The organism is Arthrobacter sp. NtRootA1 (assembly GCF_019976975.1).
Taxonomy (GTDB): domain Bacteria; phylum Actinomycetota; class Actinomycetes; order Actinomycetales; family Micrococcaceae; genus Arthrobacter; species Arthrobacter aromaticivorans.
On record NZ_AP024630.1, the window covers coordinates 2,698,262 to 2,721,670 of the forward strand.

18 protein-coding genes are annotated in these 23,409 nt (G+C 61.7%); 7 read left to right on the forward strand and 11 right to left on the reverse strand.

Annotated elements, in window-relative coordinates; all coding sequences use genetic code 11:
* Positions 1–2,268 carry an alpha-galactosidase gene (locus LDN90_RS12070; RefSeq protein ID WP_223945864.1) on the forward strand — a complete coding sequence of 756 codons (2,268 nt, stop codon included), beginning with the start codon at positions 1–3 and terminating at the stop codon, positions 2,266–2,268.
* A gap of 63 nt (positions 2,269–2,331) precedes the next feature.
* On the opposite strand, the gene LDN90_RS12075 is transcribed toward LDN90_RS12070, so the two are convergent.
* The 4 genes from LDN90_RS12075 to LDN90_RS12090 form a co-directional block, all read right to left on the reverse strand.
* The gene (locus tag LDN90_RS12075) at positions 2,332–3,312 is read right to left on the reverse strand and encodes an ABC transporter substrate-binding protein (protein WP_216923761.1); all 981 of its coding nucleotides are present in this window, start codon (positions 3,310–3,312) and stop codon (positions 2,332–2,334) included.
* A gap of 58 nt (positions 3,313–3,370) precedes the next feature.
* Positions 3,371–5,404: an ABC transporter permease subunit gene (locus tag LDN90_RS12080; protein ID WP_223945866.1), complete on the reverse strand. Its 2,034-nt coding sequence runs from the start codon at positions 5,402–5,404 to the stop codon at positions 3,371–3,373.
* On the reverse strand, positions 5,404–6,441 hold the full coding sequence (locus LDN90_RS12085; RefSeq protein ID WP_216923763.1) for a glycine betaine/L-proline ABC transporter ATP-binding protein: 1,038 nt from the start codon (positions 6,439–6,441) through the stop codon (positions 5,404–5,406). Before LDN90_RS12085 ends, LDN90_RS12080 begins: the two co-directional genes overlap by 1 nt.
* Before the next feature lie 495 nt (positions 6,442–6,936).
* The gene (locus LDN90_RS12090; protein WP_216923764.1) at positions 6,937–7,869 is read right to left on the reverse strand and encodes a LysR family transcriptional regulator; all 933 of its coding nucleotides are present in this window, start codon (positions 7,867–7,869) and stop codon (positions 6,937–6,939) included.
* Between the two features lie 163 nt (positions 7,870–8,032).
* Between LDN90_RS12090 and LDN90_RS12095 the strand changes: the two genes are divergently transcribed.
* Positions 8,033–9,334: an aromatic ring-hydroxylating dioxygenase subunit alpha gene (locus LDN90_RS12095; RefSeq protein WP_223945867.1), complete on the forward strand. Its 1,302-nt coding sequence runs from the start codon at positions 8,033–8,035 to the stop codon at positions 9,332–9,334.
* Complete coding sequence (locus LDN90_RS12100; protein WP_223945868.1) at positions 9,331–10,740, forward strand: ferredoxin reductase; 1,410 nt, start codon at positions 9,331–9,333, stop codon at positions 10,738–10,740. Before LDN90_RS12095 ends, LDN90_RS12100 begins: the two co-directional genes overlap by 4 nt.
* A gap of 307 nt (positions 10,741–11,047) precedes the next feature.
* On the opposite strand, the gene LDN90_RS12105 is transcribed toward LDN90_RS12100, so the two are convergent.
* Both LDN90_RS12105 and LDN90_RS12110 read right to left on the reverse strand, forming a co-directional pair.
* Positions 11,048–12,535, reverse strand: coding sequence for an NAD-dependent succinate-semialdehyde dehydrogenase (locus LDN90_RS12105; protein ID WP_223945869.1), 1,488 nt, complete (start codon positions 12,533–12,535; stop codon positions 11,048–11,050).
* 182 nt (positions 12,536–12,717) lie between these two features.
* Positions 12,718–13,611, reverse strand: a complete 894-nt coding sequence (locus LDN90_RS12110; RefSeq protein WP_223945870.1) for a LysR family transcriptional regulator — start codon at positions 13,609–13,611, stop codon at positions 12,718–12,720.
* A gap of 260 nt (positions 13,612–13,871) precedes the next feature.
* Between LDN90_RS12110 and LDN90_RS12115 the strand changes: the two genes are divergently transcribed.
* On the forward strand, positions 13,872–14,225 hold the full coding sequence (locus tag LDN90_RS12115) for a cupin domain-containing protein (RefSeq protein WP_216923769.1): 354 nt from the start codon (positions 13,872–13,874) through the stop codon (positions 14,223–14,225).
* 120 nt (positions 14,226–14,345) lie between these two features.
* Here LDN90_RS12115 and LDN90_RS12120 read toward each other — a convergent pair whose 3' ends face one another.
* Positions 14,346–15,020: a DUF6766 family protein gene (locus LDN90_RS12120; protein WP_223945872.1), complete on the reverse strand. Its 675-nt coding sequence runs from the start codon at positions 15,018–15,020 to the stop codon at positions 14,346–14,348.
* A gap of 727 nt (positions 15,021–15,747) precedes the next feature.
* The gene (locus LDN90_RS12125) at positions 15,748–16,134 is read right to left on the reverse strand and encodes a hypothetical protein (RefSeq protein WP_216923771.1); all 387 of its coding nucleotides are present in this window, start codon (positions 16,132–16,134) and stop codon (positions 15,748–15,750) included.
* A 131-nt stretch (positions 16,135–16,265) separates the two neighbouring features.
* On the opposite strand from LDN90_RS12125, the gene LDN90_RS12130 reads away from it, so the two are divergent.
* Positions 16,266–17,945 (forward strand): response regulator transcription factor, encoded by a 1,680-nt coding sequence (locus tag LDN90_RS12130; protein WP_223945873.1) that lies wholly within the window; start codon positions 16,266–16,268, stop codon positions 17,943–17,945.
* Between the two features lie 44 nt (positions 17,946–17,989).
* Here the strand turns inward: LDN90_RS12130 and LDN90_RS12135 are convergent, their stop codons facing one another.
* The 3 genes from LDN90_RS12135 to LDN90_RS12145 form a co-directional block, all read right to left on the reverse strand.
* Positions 17,990–18,802: a hydrolase gene (locus LDN90_RS12135; RefSeq protein ID WP_223945874.1), complete on the reverse strand. Its 813-nt coding sequence runs from the start codon at positions 18,800–18,802 to the stop codon at positions 17,990–17,992.
* A 17-nt stretch (positions 18,803–18,819) separates the two neighbouring features.
* Positions 18,820–19,239, reverse strand: a complete 420-nt coding sequence (locus tag LDN90_RS12140; protein WP_223945875.1) for a nuclear transport factor 2 family protein — start codon at positions 19,237–19,239, stop codon at positions 18,820–18,822.
* Between the two features lie 298 nt (positions 19,240–19,537).
* A complete protein-coding gene (locus tag LDN90_RS12145) occupies positions 19,538–21,931 on the reverse strand; it encodes a bifunctional salicylyl-CoA 5-hydroxylase/oxidoreductase (protein WP_223945877.1) in 2,394 nt (797 codons plus the stop codon).
* Between the two features lie 269 nt (positions 21,932–22,200).
* Between LDN90_RS12145 and LDN90_RS12150 the strand changes: the two genes are divergently transcribed.
* Together LDN90_RS12150 and LDN90_RS12155 are read left to right on the forward strand one after the other, a co-directional pair.
* Positions 22,201–22,341, forward strand: a complete 141-nt coding sequence (locus LDN90_RS12150; protein WP_223945878.1) for a hypothetical protein — start codon at positions 22,201–22,203, stop codon at positions 22,339–22,341.
* A 115-nt stretch (positions 22,342–22,456) separates the two neighbouring features.
* The gene (locus LDN90_RS12155; protein WP_223945879.1) at positions 22,457–23,347 is read left to right on the forward strand and encodes a PaaX family transcriptional regulator C-terminal domain-containing protein; all 891 of its coding nucleotides are present in this window, start codon (positions 22,457–22,459) and stop codon (positions 23,345–23,347) included.
* The last annotated feature ends 62 nt before the right edge of the window (positions 23,348–23,409 follow it).

The window sequence follows — 23,409 nt, forward strand, 5'->3', positions numbered from 1 at the left end:
ATGCCAACCGACAACGAGGGTGCGATCCTGCACCTGGCCGCCGCCGGCGTGTCCGTCCTGATCGACGCTACGGGCGGACAATTGCCCGCCATCGTGCACTGGGGTGACCAACTTCCCGCGCTGACCGCAGAAGAAGCCAGGAAAATGGTGGAAGCCAGCGTTCCCGTGGCCGGTTCCAGCACGATTGACGTTCCACCGCGGCCCGGCCTCTTGCCTGGACAGGACTCAGGCTGGATGGGACGTCCCGGACTGCGAGGCTCGTTCGACGGAGTCGGGTGGTCACCAAAGTTCCAGGTCCACAAGGTGACGTTCAACGATTCCCCAGCCATCGGGTTCGTAGCCGCCGAAGCTGGGCGGGTCCTGATCACCGGAACAGACGATGCACACCGGTTGCGCTTGGACCTGACATTGGAACTGCTTCCCGCCGGGCTGATCCGCGGTCGGGTGGAATTGACCAATCTTTGCGACGAAACGTACACAGTCGAGGACGTCTCCTTGGCCTTCCCGATTCCTGGTGAAGCTACAGAACTGCTCGATTTCGCCGGAAGCCACAATTTTGAACGGGTGCCTCAGCGCGGAACCCTGCGCACAGGGACACACCTTCGCGAGAACCGAAAGGGGAGGACCGGCTCCGACAGCGCCTACATTCTGCACGCCGGAACTCCGGGATTTGGTTTCGGCCATGGCGAGATCTGGGCCGTCCATACGGCCTGGAGCGGAAACCACCACCATTTCGCGGAACGCTTTTTTGGAGATCAGTTGATAGGCGGGGGAGAACTGCTTCTTCCCGGTGAAGTCCGGCTCAGCCTCGGTGACATCTATCAGAGCCCCTGGATTTACGCCTCATACGGGACGGGCCTCGACGCCGTTGCCCGGCGTTTCCATGCCCACGTACGGAGCCGCACGTTCCCGGTGTCCGCTGACCGCCCCGTCACGCTGAACGTGTGGGAAGCGGTCTATTTCGACCATGAAGAAGAAAAGCTGATCGCCTTGGCTGAACGTGCAGCACTCGCCGGTGTTGAGCGCTACGTGCTCGACGACGGCTGGTTCGGTTCGCGGCGCGACGACACTTCCGGGCTGGGGGACTGGGTCGTATCTGCGGATGTTTGGCCCTCCGGGCTCCACCCGCTCGTGGGCCGCGTCCACGAGATGGGGATGCAGTTCGGCTTATGGTTCGAACCCGAGATGGTAAACCCGGACAGCGACGTGGCGCGTGCCCATCCGGAATGGATCATGGCTGCCCGTAAGGACTGGCCCGTGGAGTCACGCAACCAACAGGTCCTGAATCTTGCTGTTCCCGAGGCCTACGAGCACGTGAAGAAGCAGATACTCGCGCTGCTGGCCGAGTACAAACTGGACTACATCAAATGGGACCACAACCGGGACCTCATCGAAGCCGGAAACCAGCAGGCTGGCGGACGGCCGGCAGTCCACCAACAAACACTGGCGTTTTACGCGCTACTGGAAGAAATCCGGTCACTTCATCCAGACGTTGAAATCGAATCGTGCTCATCCGGTGGGGCGAGAGTCGATCTAGGCGTTCTGGAAAATACAGACCGGGTTTGGGTTTCGGACAACAACGACCCCCACGACCGCCAGACAATGCTCCGCTGGACCACAGAGTTGCTGCCACCCGAATACCTGGGATCGCATATTGCCTCTGCACGTTCCCACACCACTGGTCGCCGCCACGACCTCGCGTTCCGCGCAGGCACCGCAGTCTTCGGGCATCTGGGAGTCGAATGGGATCTCGGCACCGCCAGCGACGATGAACTGGACAGCCTCCAACGCTGGATCTCTTTCTACAAGCAAGAACGCCGCTTGCTGCTCGCAGGTGACGTGGTTCGCATGGATGGTCCCGACACCAACGTGGTGGTGCACGGCGTCGTGGGCCCGGATCGTTCCCGGGCGATCTTTGCGCAAGCGGCCCTGGACAGCCTTTACCCGGACCCTGCCGGGCGTCTACGTTTCCGGGGACTCGACGCTGAGGCGAGGTACGAGATTGTGCCCATCTTTCCTGGCTACACGCCATCCGGACTGCTTCCGCCGGACTGGTGGGGACAGCCATCAGCCTCCGGAAGGCACATTGAAGGAACGTCGCTGCGGACAACCGCCAGGAATGATGTGACTTTCCCGGGTGCCGTGTTTTCAGGCAGTGCGCTGGAAAAGGTTGGTGTTGCGTCGCCCAGAATTCATCCTGACCAGGTGGTTCTGTACCGGTTATCCAGAGTCGCCTGCGAGAGCCAGACACGAAATGCTGTGCCTTAACGCATGTCATCCACCCCGGGAATGGTCCCGGGGTGGATGACGTGTAAGTGGTCTGGGCTTCTGTTAGCTAAGCCAGGACTTCACTGTTTGCTCGTGCGCGTCCACCCACTTCTTGGCTGCGGCTTCTGGCGACATGCCGCCTTGGATATCCGTGGCGACTGAATTCTGGTCATCGTTGGTCCATTTGAAGCCCTTGGCCAGTTTGGCTGCCGGTGAGCCGCTGTCGGCAAACTTCTTGGACATGACCTTGTTGAGGGTGTAGGTCGGGTAATCGCAGGCCACCTTTTCTGCGTCAGCATCGCAGCCCTCGGTCCAAGCTGGAAGGGCGACCTTCTTCAGCGGAACCTGGGACAGGAACCACTGCGGTTCATAGAAGTAGCCCAGCAGCGGCGTCTTGTTTTGCTCCGCCGTCCGGAACGACTGGATAAGGGCAGCCTCCGAGCCGGAGAACACCACTTTGTAATCCAAGTTCAGATTCTTCACCAGGGCTTCGTCGTTGGTGACGAAAGCGGGGTCGCCGTCGAGGAGCTGGCCCTTTCCGCCGGACTCGGAGGTGGTGAACATCGAGGCGTACTTGTTCAGGTTCTTCCCGTCCGTGATGTCCGGGTACTTCTCTGCCATCCATGGTGGTACGTACCAGCCGATGTGACCTTCGTTGCCGGTGGGACCGGCATCTACAGCCACCTGCTGATCCGTAATGTACTGCTTGGTGAGGTCGGCATGACCCCAGTTTTCCATGATGACGTCCACCTCACCGGAGGCGAAACCCTGCCAGGAAATCTGTTCGTTCAGGTCCTTCTGCACCACAGTGCAACCAAGCTGGTTTTTCGCTACGTAGCTGTACACGGCGGCATTGGCCGTATAGCCGACCCACGCGTTCATCGCGACACTAACAGATCCGCAGGGTGCATCCCCGGCACCTGCGGGGGCGGCGGCCACCTGGTTCACGGAAGCACCCCCGCAGCCTGTCAGCAGCAAAGCAGCCGCGGCAACTCCTGCCATCAGGGGGATAGTTCGTTTCAACAGCGGTCCGGCTTTTTTCATCGTTGGGTCTCCTTGTTGGGGGTGGGAGTATGGCGGGGAAGGTTGTTCATTGGAGGGACTAGGTTGAGGGGGACTTGGCCACGGCGATTTTGCGCAGCGGGGCTGCTGCCGCGGCCTGCGTCATCCTGTCGAGCAGGATGCCGAGGAATACGATGGCAAGGCCTGCGGCCAAGCCCTTGCCGAACAGCGAACTTTGGACAAAGCCGGCGACGACGTCGTACCCGAGTCCGCCTGCACCGACCAGAGCACCCACGACCACCATCGCAAGGACGTAGATCAGCCCTTGGTTGGCGGCGAGTGCCAGGGATTTCCTGGCCATCGGCAACTGGACCTTGGTAATGACCTGCCACGGGGTTGAGCCGGAAGAAATGGCAGCTTCGAGGACAGTGGGTGAGATCGCTGCGATGCCATCGGCCGTGATTTTGATGGCGACGGGAGCTGCATAGATGATGCCTGCGATGATCGCCGTGAAACGGGTAGCGCCGAATAGTCCCAGGAACGGAACAAGGTAAACGAACGCGGGCATCGTCTGGCCGGCGTCGAGTATTGGCCGAAGGAGTTGGTCTACCCTTTGGGAACGGCCCATCGCGACGCCGAAGACCACACCAAGGACCATGACCAGCACGGTGGCCACCAGCGTTCCTGCGAGGGTGACCATGGAATCGCTCCAGAGGCCGAGGTAGATGATGACACCGAGGCAGGCAGTGGTAACGGCGGCCAGCTTCCAGCCGCCCAATGCGTAAGCCGCCAGGGCAATGACACCGACCAGGATGTAGAAAGGCGTGTCCGTGAGCAGGGACTGGAACGGGTTAAGGATTCCAGTGGTGACCGATTCCCGCAGGGACACTGTGAACAGGGACAGGTTGCTCTGCATCCACTGGCTTGCCGAGCTTACGGCTTGGACGATTGCCGGGCCGATGTTGAAGTCTTTCGGGAAAGCCGCGGCCCACAGAGAGCTCCTGGACAACTGGACCATGACCAGGGCCACGGCCAGTGTCACGCCCAGGACGATGTATCGGTTCCTGCGCGAGATCCGGCCGGTCCGGGCAGCGCCCGGTTCCGCGCGGCGGCTGGCTGCAGTGGTCACCCGGTCCAGCACGATGGCGAGCAGGACGATGGAGAGGCCGGCATTTACTGCAGTACCGACGTCGAGCGATTGCAAAGCGCGGACAACAACCTGGCCGAGCCCTGGCGCGGCGATAAGTGCCGCAATAGTGACCATGGACAGGGCTGCCATCGTACTTTGGTTGATTCCCATGACAACGGTCCGCCTGGCCATGGGAAGCTGCAGGGTAAGTAGCCGCTGCAGGCCTGTAGTACCCAGCGAGTCCGAGGCTTCCCGGGTGTTCTCCGGGATACTCCGGATTCCGTGAGCCGTCAGGCGGATTACGGGAGGCGCGGCGTATATGACTGTAGCAATGACAGCCGAGGCCGGGCCGATGAGGAAGATGAGCGCCAGGGGGGCGAGGTAAACGAAGGTGGGCAGCGTCTGCATGAAGTCCAGTACCGGCGTGATCACCGTGGCAACTCGGGTGGAGACGCCGGCGAGGATACCGACCGGGATCCCCACCAGGAGTGTCAGCAGCACCGCGGTGAGGACCAAGGCGAACGTGTAAGTGGCCTCAACGAACAGACCCTGGAACCCTAAGAAAGTAAAGACGGCTACGGTCAGGAGGGCCACGCGGGCGTTCCCGACAGCGAATGCAATCCAGCCCAGCAGTCCTACGGTGCCAAACCAGCCAATTTCAGGCAGCCGCAGGCCGGTGGAACTTGCCGCAAAGAGCGTGATGAAGAGGTTGGCGACGTTGTCCACCACGGCCCGCAAGGGTGTGAAGATATACAGGAAGACCGGGTTGTCCGCCCTGTTGGCCGCGACCCAGGCGTTGAACTGGTTCAACGAGCGGTGCAGATCCGTCAGCTCGGAGGCAGGCAAAGTCAGAGTAGACGTACCGTGCAGGATCAGAAATCCCAGGATCCAGATGATGCCCGCGCCCACCAGCAAAATGGTGCGGCGACTGGGCAGGCGGCGCGGTTCCCTAACAGGGGAGGGTGAGGGCTGGACCTTTTCCTGATCCCGGACAAGCGTAGTCATCAGGCCGCTGCTTCCGCTGGCTGCAGCACCGAAAGGATGCTGTCACGGTCGATCTGCCCGATTATCCTGCCTGCTTCGTCCTCCACGAGGACGGGGCCAGAGGAATGCATGACCGCTGATATGGCGTCGCGGATGATCGTCCCCGAACTGAGGACCGGAGCATCCAGAGGCGTTCCATCCATCACGGGACGCATGATCCACTTCAAGGTCAGAACGTCCGCGCGGGGAACTTCGGACACAAAATCCTCAATGTACTTATCGGCCGGGGATCCCACCAACTCATCCCCGGTGCCGCACTGGACCATCTCGCCGTTGCGCATGATCAGAATGCGGTCCCCGAGCTTGAGTGCCTCGGAAAGGTCATGGGTGACGAACACCATGGTCTTGCCCATTTCCTTGTGGAGCCGGATGACCTCGGCCTGCATGTCACGCCTGATAAGGGGATCCAATGCCGAGAAGGGCTCGTCGAAAAGGATGGTGTCCGGATCGCCCGCCAAAGCCCGGCCAAGGCCAACGCGCTGCTGCATCCCGCCGGACAGTTGGTCCGGATAGTGCTGTTCGTACCCCTTCAGCCCCACCAGTTCAATGATTTCCCGAGCCCGGCCGTAGCGCTCGTTCTTAGCCGCCCCGCGGATCTGCAGCCCGTAGGATACGTTGTCCAAAACCGTCCGGTGGGGCAGGAGTCCGAAGTGCTGGAACACCATGGACATTTTCCGCCGTCGAAGTTCCCGCAGCTCCCCAACGCCTGCCTGCAGGACATCCTTGCCGTCCACCATTACCTGCCCTGAAGTGGGTTCAATAAGCCGGGTGAGGCAGCGGACAAGGGTTGACTTACCGGATCCCGAAAGACCCATGACTACGAAGACCTCGCCCTTTGCGACGTCGAAACTTAGGTTGCGGACGGCCGCTACGCAGCCGGAGGCTGCCAACAGTTCAGCGGAGCTAAGGGACGAAAGCTGAGGATCGCCAGGGATCTTTTCACCAGCGGCGCCAAAAACCTTCCAGAGGTTCCGTACTGAGATGTCGGGGCTGTTCATTGCTGTACTCCTGCTTATGGCGGCTCGAACCAATGGCCGGGCTTGAGTGGACGTCATGCTGCTTGCTTTTTCGCCGAAGTCACCCACTCGGCTTGGGGAAAGCTGGGGTTACGTCGGTGGAGGCAGCGCTCTCAACGTCATGCTCCAGACGCCCGCGGGCAAATCCTTGCGCGATGTCGCCAGGGCACTGTAAATCTTCTTCGCTGCGAACGGGCTTGATCCGCATGTGTGGCTGGTTGTGCATGCATCAACATCACCCGTAATACGCAACAGTGATGTATCTCACTCCTTGCTGTCAAGGGTTGGAAATAAGTAAAAACGATGGCCAACGCGCTTCATGAGCTCGACCCTCAAAAGGGCATGCCTGGCCGAGCCGAAGCCATCGCGTCACATTACGCCGATGCTCTTAGCGACGGGCAGCGGCCAAACCCTTGATTTCCAGGCAAATGCCGGAGACGGCGACCGGGCTCGACAACGCCGAGGCGGCCATGCGATTTAGAGGTCGTCTTCGGGCCGGGCAGTGAGAATCCGATTGGCGCTGAGCTGCAGGATGCCGAGCGACTCCTGGATCAGGGGCGATGTGATGCTCCCTCGGCGCACTGCAGCGACAATGCGGCGTGACGGCTTGCCCCTGCCGGTAATACGCAGGCGAACTACGTTTTCTGCACCACGCAGCGGCGCCAGCCGCGGCAGCAGGCCCACGCCCAGCCCCGCGCCCACGAAGGCGATTTGGGTTTCCCACTCAACGGCCTCATGGGCAATTCGTGGAGTTACCCCCGCGGCGGTAAACGCCGCGGTGAAGAGGGAGTGGTACGTGGAACCGGCGGCCTCCGTGATCCAGGGTTCCGATGCCAGCTCTTGGAGAGTCACTGTTTCCCGCGATGCCAATGGATGGTCAGAGGGAATGATCACGTCCAGTGGGTCATCGAGCAGCACGGTCTGTTCGAAGCGCGGATCGTCCTCAGCGTACGTATCGGACTGCATGGCAACAATAACCGCGAGGTCGATCCGCTCGGCAACCAGCAAATCGAAGCAGCGGGCAGGATTGGCCTCGAGAACTTGCACCTCCAGCAGGGGACGTGTTGTGCGAAGGGTTGCGGCGAGCGGCGCCAGCAACTGGGCGGCCGCCGTCGAGAATCCTCCGAGGCCAAAATGTGACTGCACCTGGTCCCCGGCCTGCATGGCTGCCGCCCGTAGGCTCTCCCAGTCCGCAATGAGGGTGTCCGAACCGGCCACGAGAAAGCGGCCCGTGGCGGTCAGCCGCACCCCCCGGCCGTCCTTCGTCAACAGCTGCATTCCAAGCACGCGCTGGAGTTCCCGCAGCTGCGCGGAGACGGCAGAGGGAGAATAACCTGTGAGCTCCGCGGTGGCGCCAATGGTGCCGCAGCGGGCAAACACTCGAAGTGTGATGAGTCTCGCATCGATCATGCACCTATTGTGCATGGTTATCTTCTAAATGTTGCGCTTTTGTTGCAGCGCAATCGTCCCTACTCTCTTGTCTACAAGGATTTTGAATACAACATCGGTTGCACCCAAGCACCCTTGGTCGCCATGAATCGCACGCTAACCCAGGCCTCCCGGGAGGAAACACATGTCTGCTCCAGTCTTGCCCCTCAATTCACGCGGAAAACTCGCTTCATCATTGCCTGCAGAGCAGCTGGCAGAGATCAGCGAGTTGTTCGAGTTCCGGCGCACGGGGTACTCCCTCGATGCCCCCTTCTACACAGACCCCACAGTTTTCAAGATCGACATGGAGGCCATTTTCGGCCAGCACTGGATCTTTGCCGGCAGCATTGCAGAACTCCCGGAGCCGGGTGACTACATCACTGTGGACTATGGCCCCTACTCGCTGATTGTGCTGCGCAACGACGACGGCGGCGTGAACGTCCTGCACAACGTGTGCCGCCACCGTGGCGCCCGCGTCCTGACCGAAGCTGCCGGATCCACCGGCAACCTCGTCTGTGGCTACCACTCCTGGACCTATTCCCCGGAAGGTAACCTGATCCACGCCTCCGCTCCCGGCGAGGCCAAGTTCGACAAGAACTGCTTCGCCCTCAAGCGTGCCCACAGCCGCGAAGTTGCCGGCCTCATTTTCGTCTGCATCGCTGACGAACCGCCGACGGACTTTGACGAGACCTCCAAGATCTTCGAGCCCTACCTCGCGCCCCACGATCTGTCCAAGACGAAGATCGCCTACCAGCAGAACATCATCGAAGAGGGTAACTGGAAGCTCGTCATGGAGAACAACCGTGAGTGCTACCACTGCGACGGGCACCCGGAACTCGCCTGCTCGCTCTTCCCCACGTGGGGCCTGACAGAGGGCCTGATTCCGACGCACCTTGAGGAGGTGTGGGACCGCAACAAGGAAGCGCAGTCCTCGCTTGAGGAGCGTTGCCGCCGCTACGGCTTGCCTTACGAGGTGGTTGAGGAACTGGACACCCGCATTGCCGGAATCCGCATCTCCCGCGAATCCCTGGACGGCGAAGGCGAATCGTTCTCGGCCGACGGACGCCGGCTGTCCAAGAAGCTGCTCGGTGACCTGCCCGACTTCCGCCTTGGCCGCTGCTCGATGCACCTGCAGCCCAACAGCTGGTTCCACTTCTTGGGCGACCACGTAATCACGTTCGGTGTCTTCCCGATCAATGAGCACCAGTCCCTGGTCCGCACCACCTGGCTGGTAGCTGACGACGCCGTGGAGGGCGTTGACTACGACCTCGACAAGCTGACCTACACCTGGAAGCAGACCAACCTGCAGGACAAAGCGTTCGTGGAGCTGTGCCAGCAGGGCGCCGGCAGCCCTGCCTACGAGCCCGGCCCGTACATGAAGAGCGAATACCAGGTTGAGGCGTTCATCAACTGGTACGTACAGCGTGTCCAGGAGCACCTGGCATGATTGAACTCCTCACTCAGACGGCAATCCAGGAACCGCAGCGCATTCGCGGTCTTGAGATGCCCTGGAACAGGGTGATGGGAAGCACCGAGGCACCCGCCCGTGCGGCCCGTGCCCTGGGCCCCTGGCACCCTCAGGAGTTCACGGCTGAATGCGTGGAAACCGTTCCGGAAGCGGGCGGCCTCATGACGTTCGTCTTCCGGCGCTGCGACGGAGCGCCCCTGGCGTTCCGCGCAGGGCAGTACGTGAACGTCGCCTTCCCAGTGAACGGCGAGGACCAGGAACCGGTGGACCGCAGTTACTCGCTCTCCAGTTCGCCCACCGAGCCGTGGACTTTCAGCATCAGCGTCAAGCGCGACGCCGGCGGCCTGGTTTCGCCGTGGGTGCACGAAAACGTCAAGCCCGGTACCGTCCTGGAGATGCTCGGCCCGGTTGGCGCGTTCCACCTGCCCGATGCAGACCGGCGTGCTCGTTACCTCTTGCTCGCTGCTGGAGCCGGCATCACGCCCATCATGTCCATGGTGCGGACCATCCACTCGCTGCCGGGGCATGCTGACGTAATTGTCCTCTACCATGGAGCGGAAGCCGGCGGTTTTGCCTTCCACCAGGAATTGGCCTACATCGCGTCCGTGGACTCGCGCGTTAAGGTCTTCTATTCCCTGGGTGACCGCGGCCTGCCCGAGGGCTGGGAAGGACTCACCGGAAGGCTAACGGCTGCCATGCTCGACGAGGTGGCCCCCGATGCCAACGGCCGTCAGGTCTATGCCTGCGGTCCCGAGGGCTACCTCAATACCGCCACCGAGCTCCTCAAGAAGGTGGGCGTCGACGATACCTCCATCTACATGGAGTTCTTCACCGGCGACCGCCAGACGCTCCTTGAATACCAGGCGGAGCTGGCGCACGCAGCGGACATAGCCGAGGAAATCGCAGAGGAAATCGCCGATTCCGCCGAGGACTACTTTGAAAGCCAGCCGTCGGCTTTCGGGCTCTACGAGCCCGGCTACGACGCCGAGGGAACCGTGAAGGCCACAGGACTGCCGCTGGAAACCGTGGACCCGGACGCCCCCGAAGCCACCGAGGGCGATTCAGGCGCGGGGCCAGAAGCCGTAACCCCTGATGCCTCGAGCTTCAACACGGTGGGAACCGGAAGCCTCACCCTGTCCTTCATGCGCACCGGCGTCAATGTGCGGATCGACCCCACCGAACACATCCTTGAGGTGGCGCAACGTGCGGGTGTCCGGATCGGCGCGAACTGCAAGGAAGGGATGTGCGGCTCCTGCAAGGTTGTAAAGCTTTCAGGGGAAGTGGAGATGAACCACCAGGGTGGGATCCGGGCCCGGGAAATCGCGGCAGGCAAGTTCCTGCCCTGCTGCTCCACAGCCCAGACGGACATGGTGATCGATGCCTAGCTTCGTCCAGCCGCGGGAATAGCTACGGAGTCTCCATGAACGAAGATGGACCCACATCCTTGGGCTCCTTCACCAATCAGGGAAACCGGGGGACAGGTAGCGTTGCCACGGTTGCAGCTAAAAGTCGAGTACAGACTACTCGTGCACCAAGACTGCCTGCTGGTCTTTACTGGATGCAGCGGATCCCAAATAACTGCCAATAACCCCCAACGTTTGGCGGTTGGTGCCCAGGGGTTCCGTCGGCCAGGGCCGGACAACTGCAGCAATGCAGATGTCCGGCCCTTAGCCTGCCCACGACGGCGGTACGCTAGGCCGTGGCGCGTCGGGCCACGTTGTAGAAGCGGATGTTCTCGTATTCTTCGAGGCCTTCGGCGCTTCCTTCGCGTCCGAGGCCTGACTGCTTGACGCCTCCGAAGGGGGCGGCTGCGTTGGATGGGACGCCTTGGTTGATGCCGATGATTCCTGTCTGGAGACTGTCGGCGACGTTGAGGGCGCGGTCCAGGTTCTCGGTGAAGACGTAGCCGGCGAGGCCGAATTCTGTGGCGTTGGCGCGGTCGATTACTTCGGCTTCGGAGCTGAAGCGCTGTATCGCGGCGATGGGGCCGAAAATCTCGGACTGGGCGACGTCGGAATCTTCCGTAACGCGGTCCAGAACGGTTGGGGCGAAGAAATTGCCTGCGGAATCGTATCCGTGTCCGCCGGTGAGCAGTGTGGCTCCCAACGCCACGGCGTTCTGGGTGTAGGCCTGCATCTGGGCGACGGCACGGTTATCGATCAGCGCGCCGAGTCCTGTCTGCTGTGCGAGGCCGCTTCCCACAGCGACCTGTGCGAAGCGTTCGGTGAGCGCTGCTACGAAGTCATCCGCTATTTCGTCCTGGACGTAGATCCGGTTGGCTCCAATGCAGGACTGGCCGCCGTTGCGGAGTTTCGCGGCGAACGTTCCATCCACGGCCCGCTGCAGATCGGCGTCGTTGAAGACGATGAGCGGGGCGTTGCCGCCAAGCTCCATTGAGCTGCGGAGGACGTTCTGGGACGCGAGCTTCAGGAGCTGGCGTCCTACCGGCGTCGATCCGGTGAAAGAAACTTTCCTGACTCTGGGATCGAGCAGGACGGCTTCGCTGAACGCACCTGATTTTGAGGTCGTGATGACCTGGATCAGTTCTTCCGGTACCCCCGCCTCGATGGCGAGTTGAACGGCAAAGTACGTCGTTAGGGGAGTGAGGGTCGCTGGCTTGATGACCACGGGGCATCCCGCAGCCAGGGCGGGTGCGATTTTTCGGGTGGCCATCGCCAGGGGGAAATTCCATGGCGTGATCAGGACCGCCAGGCCGACGGGGGAGCGGCGTGTCAGCAGGCTCGCACCGCCATCGGGCGTTTCGCGGAAGTTCCCTGCCGGGCGGACTGCTTCCTCGGCGTACCAGCGGACGAAGTCGGTACCGTATTTGACCTCGCCGCGGGCTTCGGCGAGCGGCTTGCCCATTTCGCGGGAGATCAGGTGGGCGAGGTCTTCGGTGTGTTCAACGAGTTTGGCGTACCAGGCGTGCAGCACGTCGGCGCGCTGGCGAAGGGAGCTCTTGGCCCAGGCCGTTCCAGCCTTGTCGGCCGTCGCAACAGCTTCCAGTGCGGCCTCAACATCGGCGTCGGGGACGTGGGCTATGGTTTCGCCTGTCGCGGGGTCCTGGACTGCGATGCCGGAGCTGGGAAGGCCGATGGATTGGATGACGGCATCCGCGTGTTTCAGGCTGGCGGAGTCAGCCTCAATCAGGGGTGCAGCGACGTCGGATATAAGGCTCATCGGTTCTCTCTTTCGGTAATGGCCTGGTAGATGGCGGCACGAACGCGCACATCATCAACGGATGATCTGCGTCTCGCCGCGACCGATAACCAACGCATGATGGTTTCGTGCCTGAAGCAAATGTAACTACCTTGAAAAGTAAATAAAAGCGAACCTTTTTGAAGTGTATATGTAAGGTTTGCTTACAGATTGCTGGCTTGCAGCGCTTGGGTTATTGCTTCCCTCACGGCTGTCAGGGAAGCGCTGCGCTCTGAGCCGGACCGAACCAGCAACTGGATGCTGCGCTGTTGATCCGACGGCAGCCAGGTGCTGGGCGTCATCACACTGCCGGCTTCACGTACCACCATGTCAGGCAGGAAGGCTGCGGCGAGTCCTTGTTCCACCATGCGGAGGTGGAAGAGAAGGTCCGAAGAAACATAGGCGATGACCGGCTCAAGGCCTAATTCGCGGCAGACCCGCATGGCCCATTGTGACGAGGCAGTGTGCGGTGGCTCTGCTACCCAGCGCAGTTTCCTTAGATCGTCAAAGTCGGTGAACTCAAGGCCATGGGGGAGGTAGCCGCGGATTGGGTCCTGGCCGATCAAGGTGGTGTGCATTCCTCCGGGCGGAGCCACCGTAGTCCCAGGAAACGCATCACTGACCACGGCATCCACCTGCCGGGAGATCAGCTGAACCACCGCCTGCTCGGGATCCTCGCGTCGCAACCTGACGTCGAGACGGGGATAGTTTCGGGCCAGCTCGGCCAACGCAAAAGGCATTACGCTGCGGCTGATAGTGCTGAATGCCGCTATGGTCACAACCCCTTGGGGCCGTTCATGGGAAGTCGCAAGATCAGCCTCAGCGCGCTCCATCGCGGCCAGTATTGCCTCCGTATTGCGCACGAGTTCCTCGCCCGCAGGCGTGAGCCGGACATTGCGCCCCACCCGCTCGAGAAGGACCACACCTGTCTCCTTTTCCAACAAGCCGAGCTGCTGCGAGATGGCAGAGTGGCTGTAGGAAAGTTCGCGGGCGGCAGCACTCATGCTGCCGTGCAGCTTGACTTCCCTGAGGAGGGTGAGCCGATGGAGGTCGAGCATGCTGGTACCTGCCTGGTTGCTGTCGGGTGCGTTCGACGGCGCACAGCCCCAACCGCGTGACTGGGTGTGCTCCCATCCAATCAAACCAGTTGGGCAAGCCCATTGGGTGCGTCGAGGAACTTTTACTGACCTTCTCCCACTTGAGGCCCCTGCTCCGACCACTGAGCTACGGATATCGGCGGAAAGTTCCGTATAGCCTTGCGCGCGGGCGCCGCGAAGCACCCCTCGGCAGCACATGAAAACGTAGGTACGGTGACCTCATGCAGAAAATATCGATCGATGCCCTTGCCCGCCAGCAAATCGAAGCCGCGGTTGCCGCACCCAGCGGACGCGCTGCCGACACAGCATTCGGCGGGCATGAGAAGACACTCCGCCAAACAGTCATGGCTTTCCGCGCAGGCACCCGACTCAGCGAACATCAGAACCCCGGCGAAGCTACCGTCTTTGTGCTGAAGGGAAGTGTCTGGCTCAAGTCGGGGAAGAACTCGTGGCAGGGGAAGGCGGGGGACCTTCTGATCGTGCCGGACGGCCTCCACAGCCTCGAAGCGGAGGAGGACTCAGCAGTGCTCTTCACAGTGGTCAAGACGGACCGCTTGGTGGAGCTGCCCGCATAAGCGGAGAACGACGTCGCCGCTTGGGCCGCCGCCACCAACAAGAGTGGACCGATAGAGTTATCGACCAAAGGCCGCGCGGCCGCCGAAACGGTGCATCATCATGGGGTATTCCCGGATGGATCAGCCACTGGTTCCGGTGTCATCATGGGCTGCGCCAACAGGTTTGGACTCCGGTGATCCCCGTTGGCGAAGGTAAATGGATAGGACCACCATGGATCCGACCGCCAGGAACTCCGACTGCCAGTTCTGCAGGGTGCGGTTCCAAAAGTCAGGCGATGCCACGTATTCAGCCCAGGAAAGCGGCTCTTGGAAGTTGCGCAGTTGCTCTTCGTTGAAGGCGACGTGACCTGCGATGGACTGGACCAGCCACGACAAGATAAAGATCAGTCCCATTGTTGCGGCGAGCGAGTTCGAGAATACTGTCAGGCGCCAACCTTTGGCCCTGGCCCATGCGGGGGACTTGGCGTCGGCATGCTCACCCACGAGTTGATCGTGGTCGGATTCCAGGCCGGGCTTGTCCAGCTCCTTTGATTCCGGCGACCCCTTCTGAAGCAGCCAGATTGTGGCAGTGATGTAGAGGAGAAACTGCAAGTACTCAGATTGCCAGTTTTCCGACACGTCAACCGCGAAGCTGGAAGAAGTGATGTATTGGACGAAGGTGATTTCATCAAGGCCGGCAGTGAGTTGCTCTTCGTTGAACGCGGCCTGTCCAGTAATGGCCTGGCCCGCCAACGCGAGGATGAAGATCAGACCGAAAAATAGACTTAATCCGTTGTTCCTCAAGGCTTTTTTCACGTCGCGCCCTATCCGTGAACCAGTCCAACGGCGGCCAGGTATGCAAGGCCACCGAAGATGAGAATGAGATAGAGAGTAAAGGTGACACGCATCGTTATCTGCCTCCTACTTCACAGGAATAGGGGATTTCCTCTCTTGGAGTGCATCCGGCAGCAGTCACGCGCCAACTTGAGCCGGAAACGGCTACGAAAACGGCATCCCTCTCGAACTGCACCAATGCTTCCCGGCCGTAGCCTTCGGTTTTAACCACTTCTCCGGGGTCTCGAAGATGGACAGACGCCAAGTGGGTCTGGCAGTCGTCACCGTCCTTCTCTTTAGACTTGTCCCGGATCGTAGGCTGGAGCAAATCACAAGCAGCAGCCCAGTCTGAGGTATTGACGGCACGATGGAAATCCTCAGCGACTTTGGTTGCGCCCGAAGTATCTACGGCGCAACCTGTCCCAGCCAGGAGGAGAAGGCTGGCGGCAGTGGCGGGGATTAATCTGCGCATGCGGCCCAGCTTAAGAGACTGGACGGGGTAACTGTAGCTTCGACATGCGCCCATGCGTTCCTCCCCGCAACGACACTAAGCAACCTGATGATTTGGTATGGCTTTAGTGTAAACCCGGGAACTCCTTAGCTACTCGCTGTGCAGGGACAGGAACTCCACGCAGGGACAGGAACTCCACTTCGAGGTTGTTGTAGCCGCCGTGTTCGTCGAACACGGCGGAACTGCACTCCCGGCTACTCACCCGACGGGCGATCCTACTCTGGTGACGCCCGCTATACGCCGCGGGAACTGGTCCAGTTGCTCGCCCGCCTCCTCGTACCACTGCGTAAGGACGGCTGGAGGCTCGCCCAGCGTGATGGCATTGGTGTAGGACTCGAGCCATGAACCAGACTGTGCCAGATGATCGCTGATCACCGACATGTGATTGGCCATGGACTCTGCCTCGGCATGGACCTGAAGGCAGGTGATTTTCCGGCCTGATTCGTCGGCGAAGAAATGGAAAATAAGCATCCTGGGCTCGCGGCTCTCCACAAGCCGCACCACCTCGCGGCATGCTTCGAAAGCTTCGTCCAGATGACCTGCCCGCACCGTATAGGTGCTGAAGTAGATGAACAGCTCTGACATGATGGCCTCCTGAATCAAGGGATCCGCACCGTGCGGATTACCTTCAGGATCCCGCTGGCGCCCCGCCCGGACCTCGGCAGTTCGGGCCAACTTCGCCACCCCGGCTTTGGGTAGTTCTGCCCAGTCCGCCGATGCATACTGGTGATCAGGAGGTGGACGTGGCCGTGGAGGCAGATCACCTGGCGCGGGCCCGGACGCTCCACATGGACTACGAGTGGCGGGAGGCGTGCGACGAGTTTCGCGCCGCCGGCGGGCTCCCGGCCCTCGGGGTAGAGGATGTGGAGCGCTTCGCCGAGTGCGCACAGATCGCAGGGCTGAATGAGGATGCGATAAACGCCCTTGAGCGTTCGTTCGAGGTGCGGGCAGCGGAGGGTCATGTGCGCGCCGCCCTCGCCTCAGCCTTCTGGCTGTGGCAGGCTTACAACCTCAATAACGAGTTCGCCCAGGCCAACGGCTGGATGGCAAGGGCTCGCGAACTCGGTCCGGACGACGTCGGGGGAGAACCCGGTTGGCTGCTCATAACGATGGCTTACGGTCGCATCGCGGCGGGCGCGTACGACGAGGCGGGCGTACTTCTGGCGCGCGCTCGAGCGACCGCCGCTGCCGCCCACGACGCCGATCAGCTGGCCTTCTCGACGCTTCTTACCGGACGCGCACTGGTCAAGTCCGGCCACCTTGCGGACGGACTCGACTGGCTGGATGATGCAATGCTTCGCGTTGTGGCGGGCGAGACCACCCCCAGAGCCACAAGCCTGCTCTTCTGCGCGGCGATCGGCACTTGCCAGATGGAGGCCCGGGAGGTTTCCCGGGTACGCGAGTGGAGCATTGCCCTTGGATCCTGGCTGGATGCGGTGCCCCCATTTGGAGGGCCCTTCTACGGCAATTGCCTTACGTACCGGGCAGTCCACCTCCGGCTCGCGGGACAATGGGCGGCGGCCCTCGCCGAGCTTCAGGAGGCATGTCGGAGCTTGGCGGACGGTGCAGGCACACGCCTTATCGGTCATGCCCGCTACGAGCTGGGTGAATCGCATCGACTTCTGGGCGACTTCCCCGAGGCAGAGGCGGCCTTCCGGGCTGCCGCGTTCTCGGGAGGACCCACGCAGCCGGGCCTGGCGCTGCTCAGGCTCTCCCTCGGCGATGTTCCGGCGGCGGCCGCAGGTATCCGGCGCGCACTCGGGGAGTCCGCGGGATCAGGTGCTCGCGTGGATCTGCTGCCCGCGGCGGTGACGGTCCTCCTAGCGGCTGGGGCTCGAGGGGAGGCCGCGGCAGCTGCCGAGGAGATAGGCAGCCTAGCCGAGCATTTCGCCTCCGACAGCGTTCGCGCAGCCCATGCGCAGGCCCTGGGCGAGCTTGCCCTTGCCGACGATGACTGTCAAAAGGCACTTCCCGAACTTCGACGGGCCGCTGACCTATGGCGTGGGCTGGATGTCCCTTACGAGGTCGCGCGGTGCTCAGTCCTCCTCGCGACGGCGTGTCGGGGCGTGCGGGACAACGAGGCCGCAGGCCTTGAGCTTGAATCAGCGCGCCAGGATTTCAGGCGTCTCGGCGCCCGTGCTGACCTGGCCGAGGTCGAGAACATGCTTCTGCAGCCGGGCGTTCCCCCTCAATATGGACTCTCACCGCGCGAGTTGGAGGTGCTCCGTTTGATCGTGCGTGGCCGGACCAATCGGGCAATTGCCAGCGAGCTGTTCATCAGCGAGCGGACCGTCCACAGACACGTAACAAGCATTCTCGAAAAGCTCCGCGTGAGCTCCCGCACGCAAGCGGCCACCCATGCAATCGGCCAGGGGATCGTCAGCGTCGCCCCGTAGCCGAGTGTCGTTGCCCTTGACGAGGGAGCAGGAGAAGGGCCGCATCACGTCAAATGGTCGAAGTCTCCTCGCGCCCAGGCAGCGTGCCGTTGGGCCGAATCGTGCAGAACGGCTTTGGCTTCGGAGGCGATTTTGTTGTTGAAGTTGCCGTAGATCCTGTCGAACGTGAGTTCTTCCAGCTGTGAGGCGATCCGCAACGCCACGGCTCCCGAAAGCGGCAGATGATTCGGGTAGCTGCGCATGAAAGCGATGGAGCGGCGGTCTGGATTTGGAAACACGCTGTCTCCGGTCAGCAAGACCCCCTTGCCGCCCGCTCCTGCAGCCCAGTGCGCTACCGCGCTGCCGGGGAAGTGGCCTCCGGTCTGGTGCAGTGTCAACCCTTCGGTGATTCTCCTGCTGCCGGACCAGTAGGAGATGACCGCGTCATTCCGACCAACCCACCGCCGGTCGGCGTCCGCCACAAGCACGGGGACGCCGCCGAGCCGACGTGACCATTCCACCTGCACGCCGAACATGTGGGGATGGCTGGCCGCGATCGCCAGAACCGGGCCTCGTTCGAGGATTGCTTTCACGCTGATGTCATCAACGAATCCAACGGGATCCCACAACAACGAACCCTGGGGTGTCACTACAAGCTGGGTAGTTTGGCCGATCCCGACTTTCGGCGCAGTTCTGATGCCGATAAGTCCCGGCTCATTCTCCTCCAGCAGTAACTGCTGGCCGGCCTGCGCCAACTCGTCGAGTGAAATCCACTTTTGCCCGTCCTCGGGCACATACTGCCGCTCGTCAGTGCAGATCGGGCAGAGCTCCGGAGTGGGCTCCTCGCGTTCAACGGCGCAGGTTGCACAGGTCAGCACACTTATCCCTTCCTCGCTCAGGTCCCGGATGGATCCGGCCGGCGCCCCGATAGATTTTCGACCGCTTGCTCGATCCCCACTACCTCGCGTTCGACGTCCTCCATATACAGCCTTCCGGCCGTAATAAGGCCGTCCTCTACTTCGAAGAGGGTGACTCCACGTGCTTGGAAGGGTTGCCCGTCGGTACGGTTACCGGTCCATGACCATTCTGTCCACGTGGTGTTACCGTCGTCGACTGAACGGATCAATTCTGTCCGGAAGTCCGGGATTCCAGCGAACATCGCAGCCCAGTTCGCATGCATCTGCCCTCTGCCTACGAATGTCCGACCGGGATGGGCAGGCTGTTCGCTGTGGTAGTCCTCGTGGAACAGGGCTGCCACTGCCTCGAGGTCGTGCGCGTTCATCGCCAGCAAGAGCCGGTCTATGACTTCACTCAACCCTCGTCTCCTTCTGCTCCATGATTGCCACTTTCAGCACGCTCCCGGACCGTACATAGGAGGGCCGAACCTGGCGCCAATTTACGCTGAATCAGCCCTCTACTCCAGACCTTTACCTGGGGCGGCGCTTCAGGTAGTTTGCGGCGCCTTGATTGCCTCCATGACGTTCTCGGTGACGCCGTCGAGGCTCTGGCCGCTTCGCCGAGCCGTTCCCGAACCATCTTGTTCGTGGAAGAGGGGTCTTCGGCGTCCATGGAGCGTTTGGGTTTTGGTGGAAATCGCGTTTCGCGGAAACGGTCTAGCTTCGCAGGGAGGCTTCCTTGGCCATCGACGCGGGTGTCCAGCGGAGGTGGGTGGTTGTTTGTTCGGTGTCGGGTTCTTTTAGGAGGGACAGGCGGGGGCGGATGGCGTCGGTGCGGGTGGTGGGGGGTTTGCGGCGGCCGGCGCGGAATTGCGGGATCCATTGCGCGCCGGGGCCGTGGTATTCCTGTTCGGCTGCGGCGTGCAGGGTCCATTGGGGGTCGTAGAGGTGGGTGCGGCCCAGTGCGATGAGGTCCGCCCGGCCGGCGAGGAGGATGGAGTTCACGTCGTCGTAGCTGGAGATCGCGCCGACGGCGATCACGGCCACCCCTGCGGGGGCGGCGACTTCCTGGCGGATACGGTCCGCGAACGGGGTTTGGTAGGAGCGGCCGAACGCGGGTTTTTCTTCCTTGGCGACCTGGCCGGTGGACACGTCCAGCCCGGCCGCGCCGTGCTCCACGAATGCCTTCGCGATCGCCACGGAATCATCGGAGGTGTTCCCGCCTTCGATCCAGTCCGTCGCGGAGATCCGCACCGTGACCGGTTTGTGGGCGGGCCACACCGCGCGGACGGCGTCGAAGACTTCCAGCGGGAACCGCAACCGGTTGGCCAGGCTGCCGCCGTATTCGTCGGTGCGCTGGTTCGAGACCGGGGAGAGGAAGGAGGAGAGCAGGTAGCCGTGCGCGGCGTGGACCTCGAGCAGGTCAAAGCCGGCCTCATCGGCGCGGATCGTGGCGGCGACGAACTCGTCCCGGATGGTGTCCATCCCGGCACGGTCCAGCTCAACCGGGGTCTGGTTCTCCGGCCCGTACGGCACTGGGGACGGGCCGACAGCGGTCCAGTTGCCGGTTTCGAGGGGCTGGTCGATACCTTCCCACATGAGTTTCGTGGAGCCCTTCCGTCCGGAGTGGCCCAGCTGCGCGCCGATCTTCGCGGTGGAGCGGGCGTGGACGAAGTCCACGATTTCCTTCCAGCTCTCCCGCTGCTCGTCCGTGTAGAGGCCGGAGCAGCCCGGGGTGATGCGCCCGGTTTCGGACACGCACACCATCTCGGTCATGACCAGACCCGCCCCGCCGAGGGCCTTGGAGCCGAGGTGGACTTTGTGGAAGTCCCCCGGGATCCCGTCGGTCGCGGAGTACATGTCCATGGGCGAGACCACAATGCGGTTCTTCAACTCCAGACCGCCGATGGTGTAGGGCTGGAACATGGCCGGCGTGACCTGGGCCAGGCCCTGGGACTCGGCGAAGTTCCGGTCCACGGCGTCCGCGAACTCGGGGTCGCGCAGGCGCAGGTTTTCCTGGGTGATACGGCGGCTTCGGGTGAGCAGGTTGAACGCGAACCGGGTAGGGTCCTGGTCCTTGTACTGCCCGATCCGCTCAAACCACTCCAGGGATGCCTGCGCCGCGCGCTGGGTCGAGGCGACCACGGGACGCCTCTCAGCCTCATAGGCCTCCAAGGCTTGTTCCACTGTGGGGTGCTCGTGCAGGCACGCGGCCAGGGCCAGGGAATCTTCCATGGCCAGCTTCGTCCCGGATCCGATCGAGAAATGCGCGGTATGGGCCGCGTCGCCGAGCAGCACCACGTTGCCCTTGCGCCAGCTCTGGTTCCGCACCGTGGTGAAGTTGATCCACTTGGAATTGTTCGACAAGACCTCGTACCCGTCCAGTTCCTCCGCGAAAAGGGTGCGGATCTTCGCGATCGCCTTCTCATCCGACACCCCGGGAGGGAAAACCTCGTCCGCGGTCTCATCGAAGCCCGCCGCGTGCCAGACGTCCTGGTGCATTTCCACAATGAACGTCGAGCCCTCATCGGAGTACGGGTAGCCGTGGATCTGCATCACACCGAACTCGGTGTCCTTGACGAAGAACTTGAAAGCCTCGAACACCTGGTCCGTGCCCAGCCACATGAACTTATTGGACCGCGGATCCAGGTCCGGGCCGAACGCGTCCGCGTACTTGGCGCGGATCTGCGAATTCACCCCGTCCGCGGCGAGCACCAAATCATAGTTCGCCTCCAGATCCTCGATGGCCGGGGCCATGGTGGAGAACCGGACATCCACGCCCAACTCCAGGCACCGGCGCTGCAGCAACTCCAGCAGTTCCTTGCGGCTCATCGCCGCGAACCCCTGCCCGCCCACCGTCATCATTTCGCCACGGAAATGGATATCAATATCGGACCACCGCGCGAACCGGCGACTCATGTACTCCGCCACCACCGGATCAGCGTTACCAATCCCGCCCAGGGTCTCATCGGAAAACACCACACCAAACCCAAACGTGTCACTGGCAGCATTGCGCTCCCACAACGTGATCTCATGCGACGGATCCAACTGCTTCATCAAAGCCGCGAAATACAACCCGCCCGGGCCGCCTCCAACAATAGCGATCTTCATGCTCATGCTCCTTCTCAAGCCTGGGCTGCGCGGCCGCGTGGGCCAGGGTCCATCTGACGATTGTGAGGATATGTCGATTTTTTTACGATCGTCATATACACAGAAGTTAGCACGCCACCAAAGCCCAAACAAGACCGCGCGGGTGATTCGCCAAAAACATATGTCGATCTATTTACGATCGTCACTGACGCGATATAAAGTGGTGTTTGGAAGCATGAGGGCGCCGCAAGTGGTGATCCGCTCCGCATCCCCGTACTAAGGAGACAAAGATGTCTGGTTCACGCTCTGATGAGATCAAGGAAAATTCACCCGAACTAACCATGGGCGCTTTGCTCGATGAAGAGTTCCGCTCCGTATTCGACGGGACGACGCCGGTTGCCACGCCGTGGGCTGGCCTGATCTTCATTTAGACACCGTTTGCACTAAACCCTGCATGTACAGCAGCTAGGGCCGTGAAAAGCGCGTCCAATCGGGGATGTAGCCTAAGACTCTAAGTCCATCCCTAACCAATTGAGGTAGCGCTGAATGGCCAAGGCCGCCGCGCCCGACGTTGCCCCGACGCCGCGCCATCAACACCTGATCGTCACTGTGTATGGCTTGTATGCCCGCCATCAGGACGGCACGTTCGCGATCGCGGACCTCGTGCAGCTCCTCGGGGACCTGGGAGTCGAATCAGCGGGCGTGCGTTCTTCCGTGTCGCGGTTGAAGAAACGCGGAGTCCTGGTCAGCGTGAAACGGGGAAATTCTGCGGCTTACAAACTTTCGCCGGAACTCGAGGATGTTTTCAGCGCCGGCGACGAACGGATTTTCGCTCCCCGCCGTGCAGACAAAGACGACGCCTGGCTCCTTGCCTCCTTCTCAGTCCCCGAGACACAGCGACACCTGCGGCACAAGCTCCGGAGCATATTGACACGTATTGGCTGCGGCCAGGTGTCTCCGGGGTTGTGGATCGCACCCGGAAATCTTGCGCCCGACGTCGAACACCAGCTGCGGCGGGCCGGGCTCATGGACTATGTGGAACTCTTCAGGGCAACCCACCTGACCGGCGGCCACCTGGAGGAGAAAGTGGGCCAATGGTGGGATCTGCCATCGTTGGAGGCCCTATATTCGGACTTCATTGCACGGCATCAGCTCGTACTCCGTCGCTGGGAGGACCACGATGAGGAGGCCGGGCAGGCCGAACTGCTGAAGCAGGCCTTCGTGGATTACGTTCCCATGGTCACGCAGTGGCGGAGGCTTCCGTATATGGACCCCGGGCTCCCCGAAGAATACCTGCCGGAAAATTGGCATGGGCTGGCCGCACAGGAGCTCTTCACGAAGCTGCACCAACTGCTAGGTCCGAAGGCCCATGAATATGCGCTGTCCATCGTTGGGTCACCTGCGAAATCAGATGTGCCAGCAGTAACAACTGTGTGAAGTACGCAACCGAGAAAAGGGTTGGGGCAGCATTGCGCCCCAACCCTTTTACAAGGAGCCGT

Excerpts from the sequence above, each read along its gene's own strand:
- LDN90_RS12100 (WP_223945868.1), top strand. The coding sequence starts at position 9,331 with ATGATTGAACTCCTCACTCAGACGGCAATCCAGGAACCGCAGCGCATT.
- LDN90_RS12125 (WP_216923771.1), bottom strand. The coding sequence starts at position 16,134 with ATGTCAGAGCTGTTCATCTACTTCAGCACCTATACGGTGCGGGCAGGT.
- LDN90_RS12150 (WP_223945878.1), top strand. The coding sequence starts at position 22,201 with ATGTCTGGTTCACGCTCTGATGAGATCAAGGAAAATTCACCCGAACTA.
- LDN90_RS12130 (WP_223945873.1), top strand. The coding sequence starts at position 16,266 with ATGCATACTGGTGATCAGGAGGTGGACGTGGCCGTGGAGGCAGATCAC.
- LDN90_RS12155 (WP_223945879.1), top strand. The coding sequence starts at position 22,457 with ATGGCCAAGGCCGCCGCGCCCGACGTTGCCCCGACGCCGCGCCATCAA.
- LDN90_RS12110 (WP_223945870.1), bottom strand. The coding sequence starts at position 13,611 with ATGCTCGACCTCCATCGGCTCACCCTCCTCAGGGAAGTCAAGCTGCAC.
- LDN90_RS12090 (WP_216923764.1), bottom strand. The coding sequence starts at position 7,869 with ATGATCGATGCGAGACTCATCACACTTCGAGTGTTTGCCCGCTGCGGC.
- LDN90_RS12075 (WP_216923761.1), bottom strand. The coding sequence starts at position 3,312 with ATGAAAAAAGCCGGACCGCTGTTGAAACGAACTATCCCCCTGATGGCA.
- LDN90_RS12145 (WP_223945877.1), bottom strand. The coding sequence starts at position 21,931 with ATGAAGATCGCTATTGTTGGAGGCGGCCCGGGCGGGTTGTATTTCGCG.
- LDN90_RS12080 (WP_223945866.1), bottom strand. The coding sequence starts at position 5,404 with ATGACTACGCTTGTCCGGGATCAGGAAAAGGTCCAGCCCTCACCCTCC.
- LDN90_RS12095 (WP_223945867.1), top strand. The coding sequence starts at position 8,033 with ATGTCTGCTCCAGTCTTGCCCCTCAATTCACGCGGAAAACTCGCTTCA.
- LDN90_RS12070 (WP_223945864.1), top strand. The coding sequence starts at position 1 with ATGCCAACCGACAACGAGGGTGCGATCCTGCACCTGGCCGCCGCCGGC.
- LDN90_RS12105 (WP_223945869.1), bottom strand. The coding sequence starts at position 12,535 with ATGAGCCTTATATCCGACGTCGCTGCACCCCTGATTGAGGCTGACTCC.
- LDN90_RS12085 (WP_216923763.1), bottom strand. The coding sequence starts at position 6,441 with ATGAACAGCCCCGACATCTCAGTACGGAACCTCTGGAAGGTTTTTGGC.
- LDN90_RS12115 (WP_216923769.1), top strand. The coding sequence starts at position 13,872 with ATGCAGAAAATATCGATCGATGCCCTTGCCCGCCAGCAAATCGAAGCC.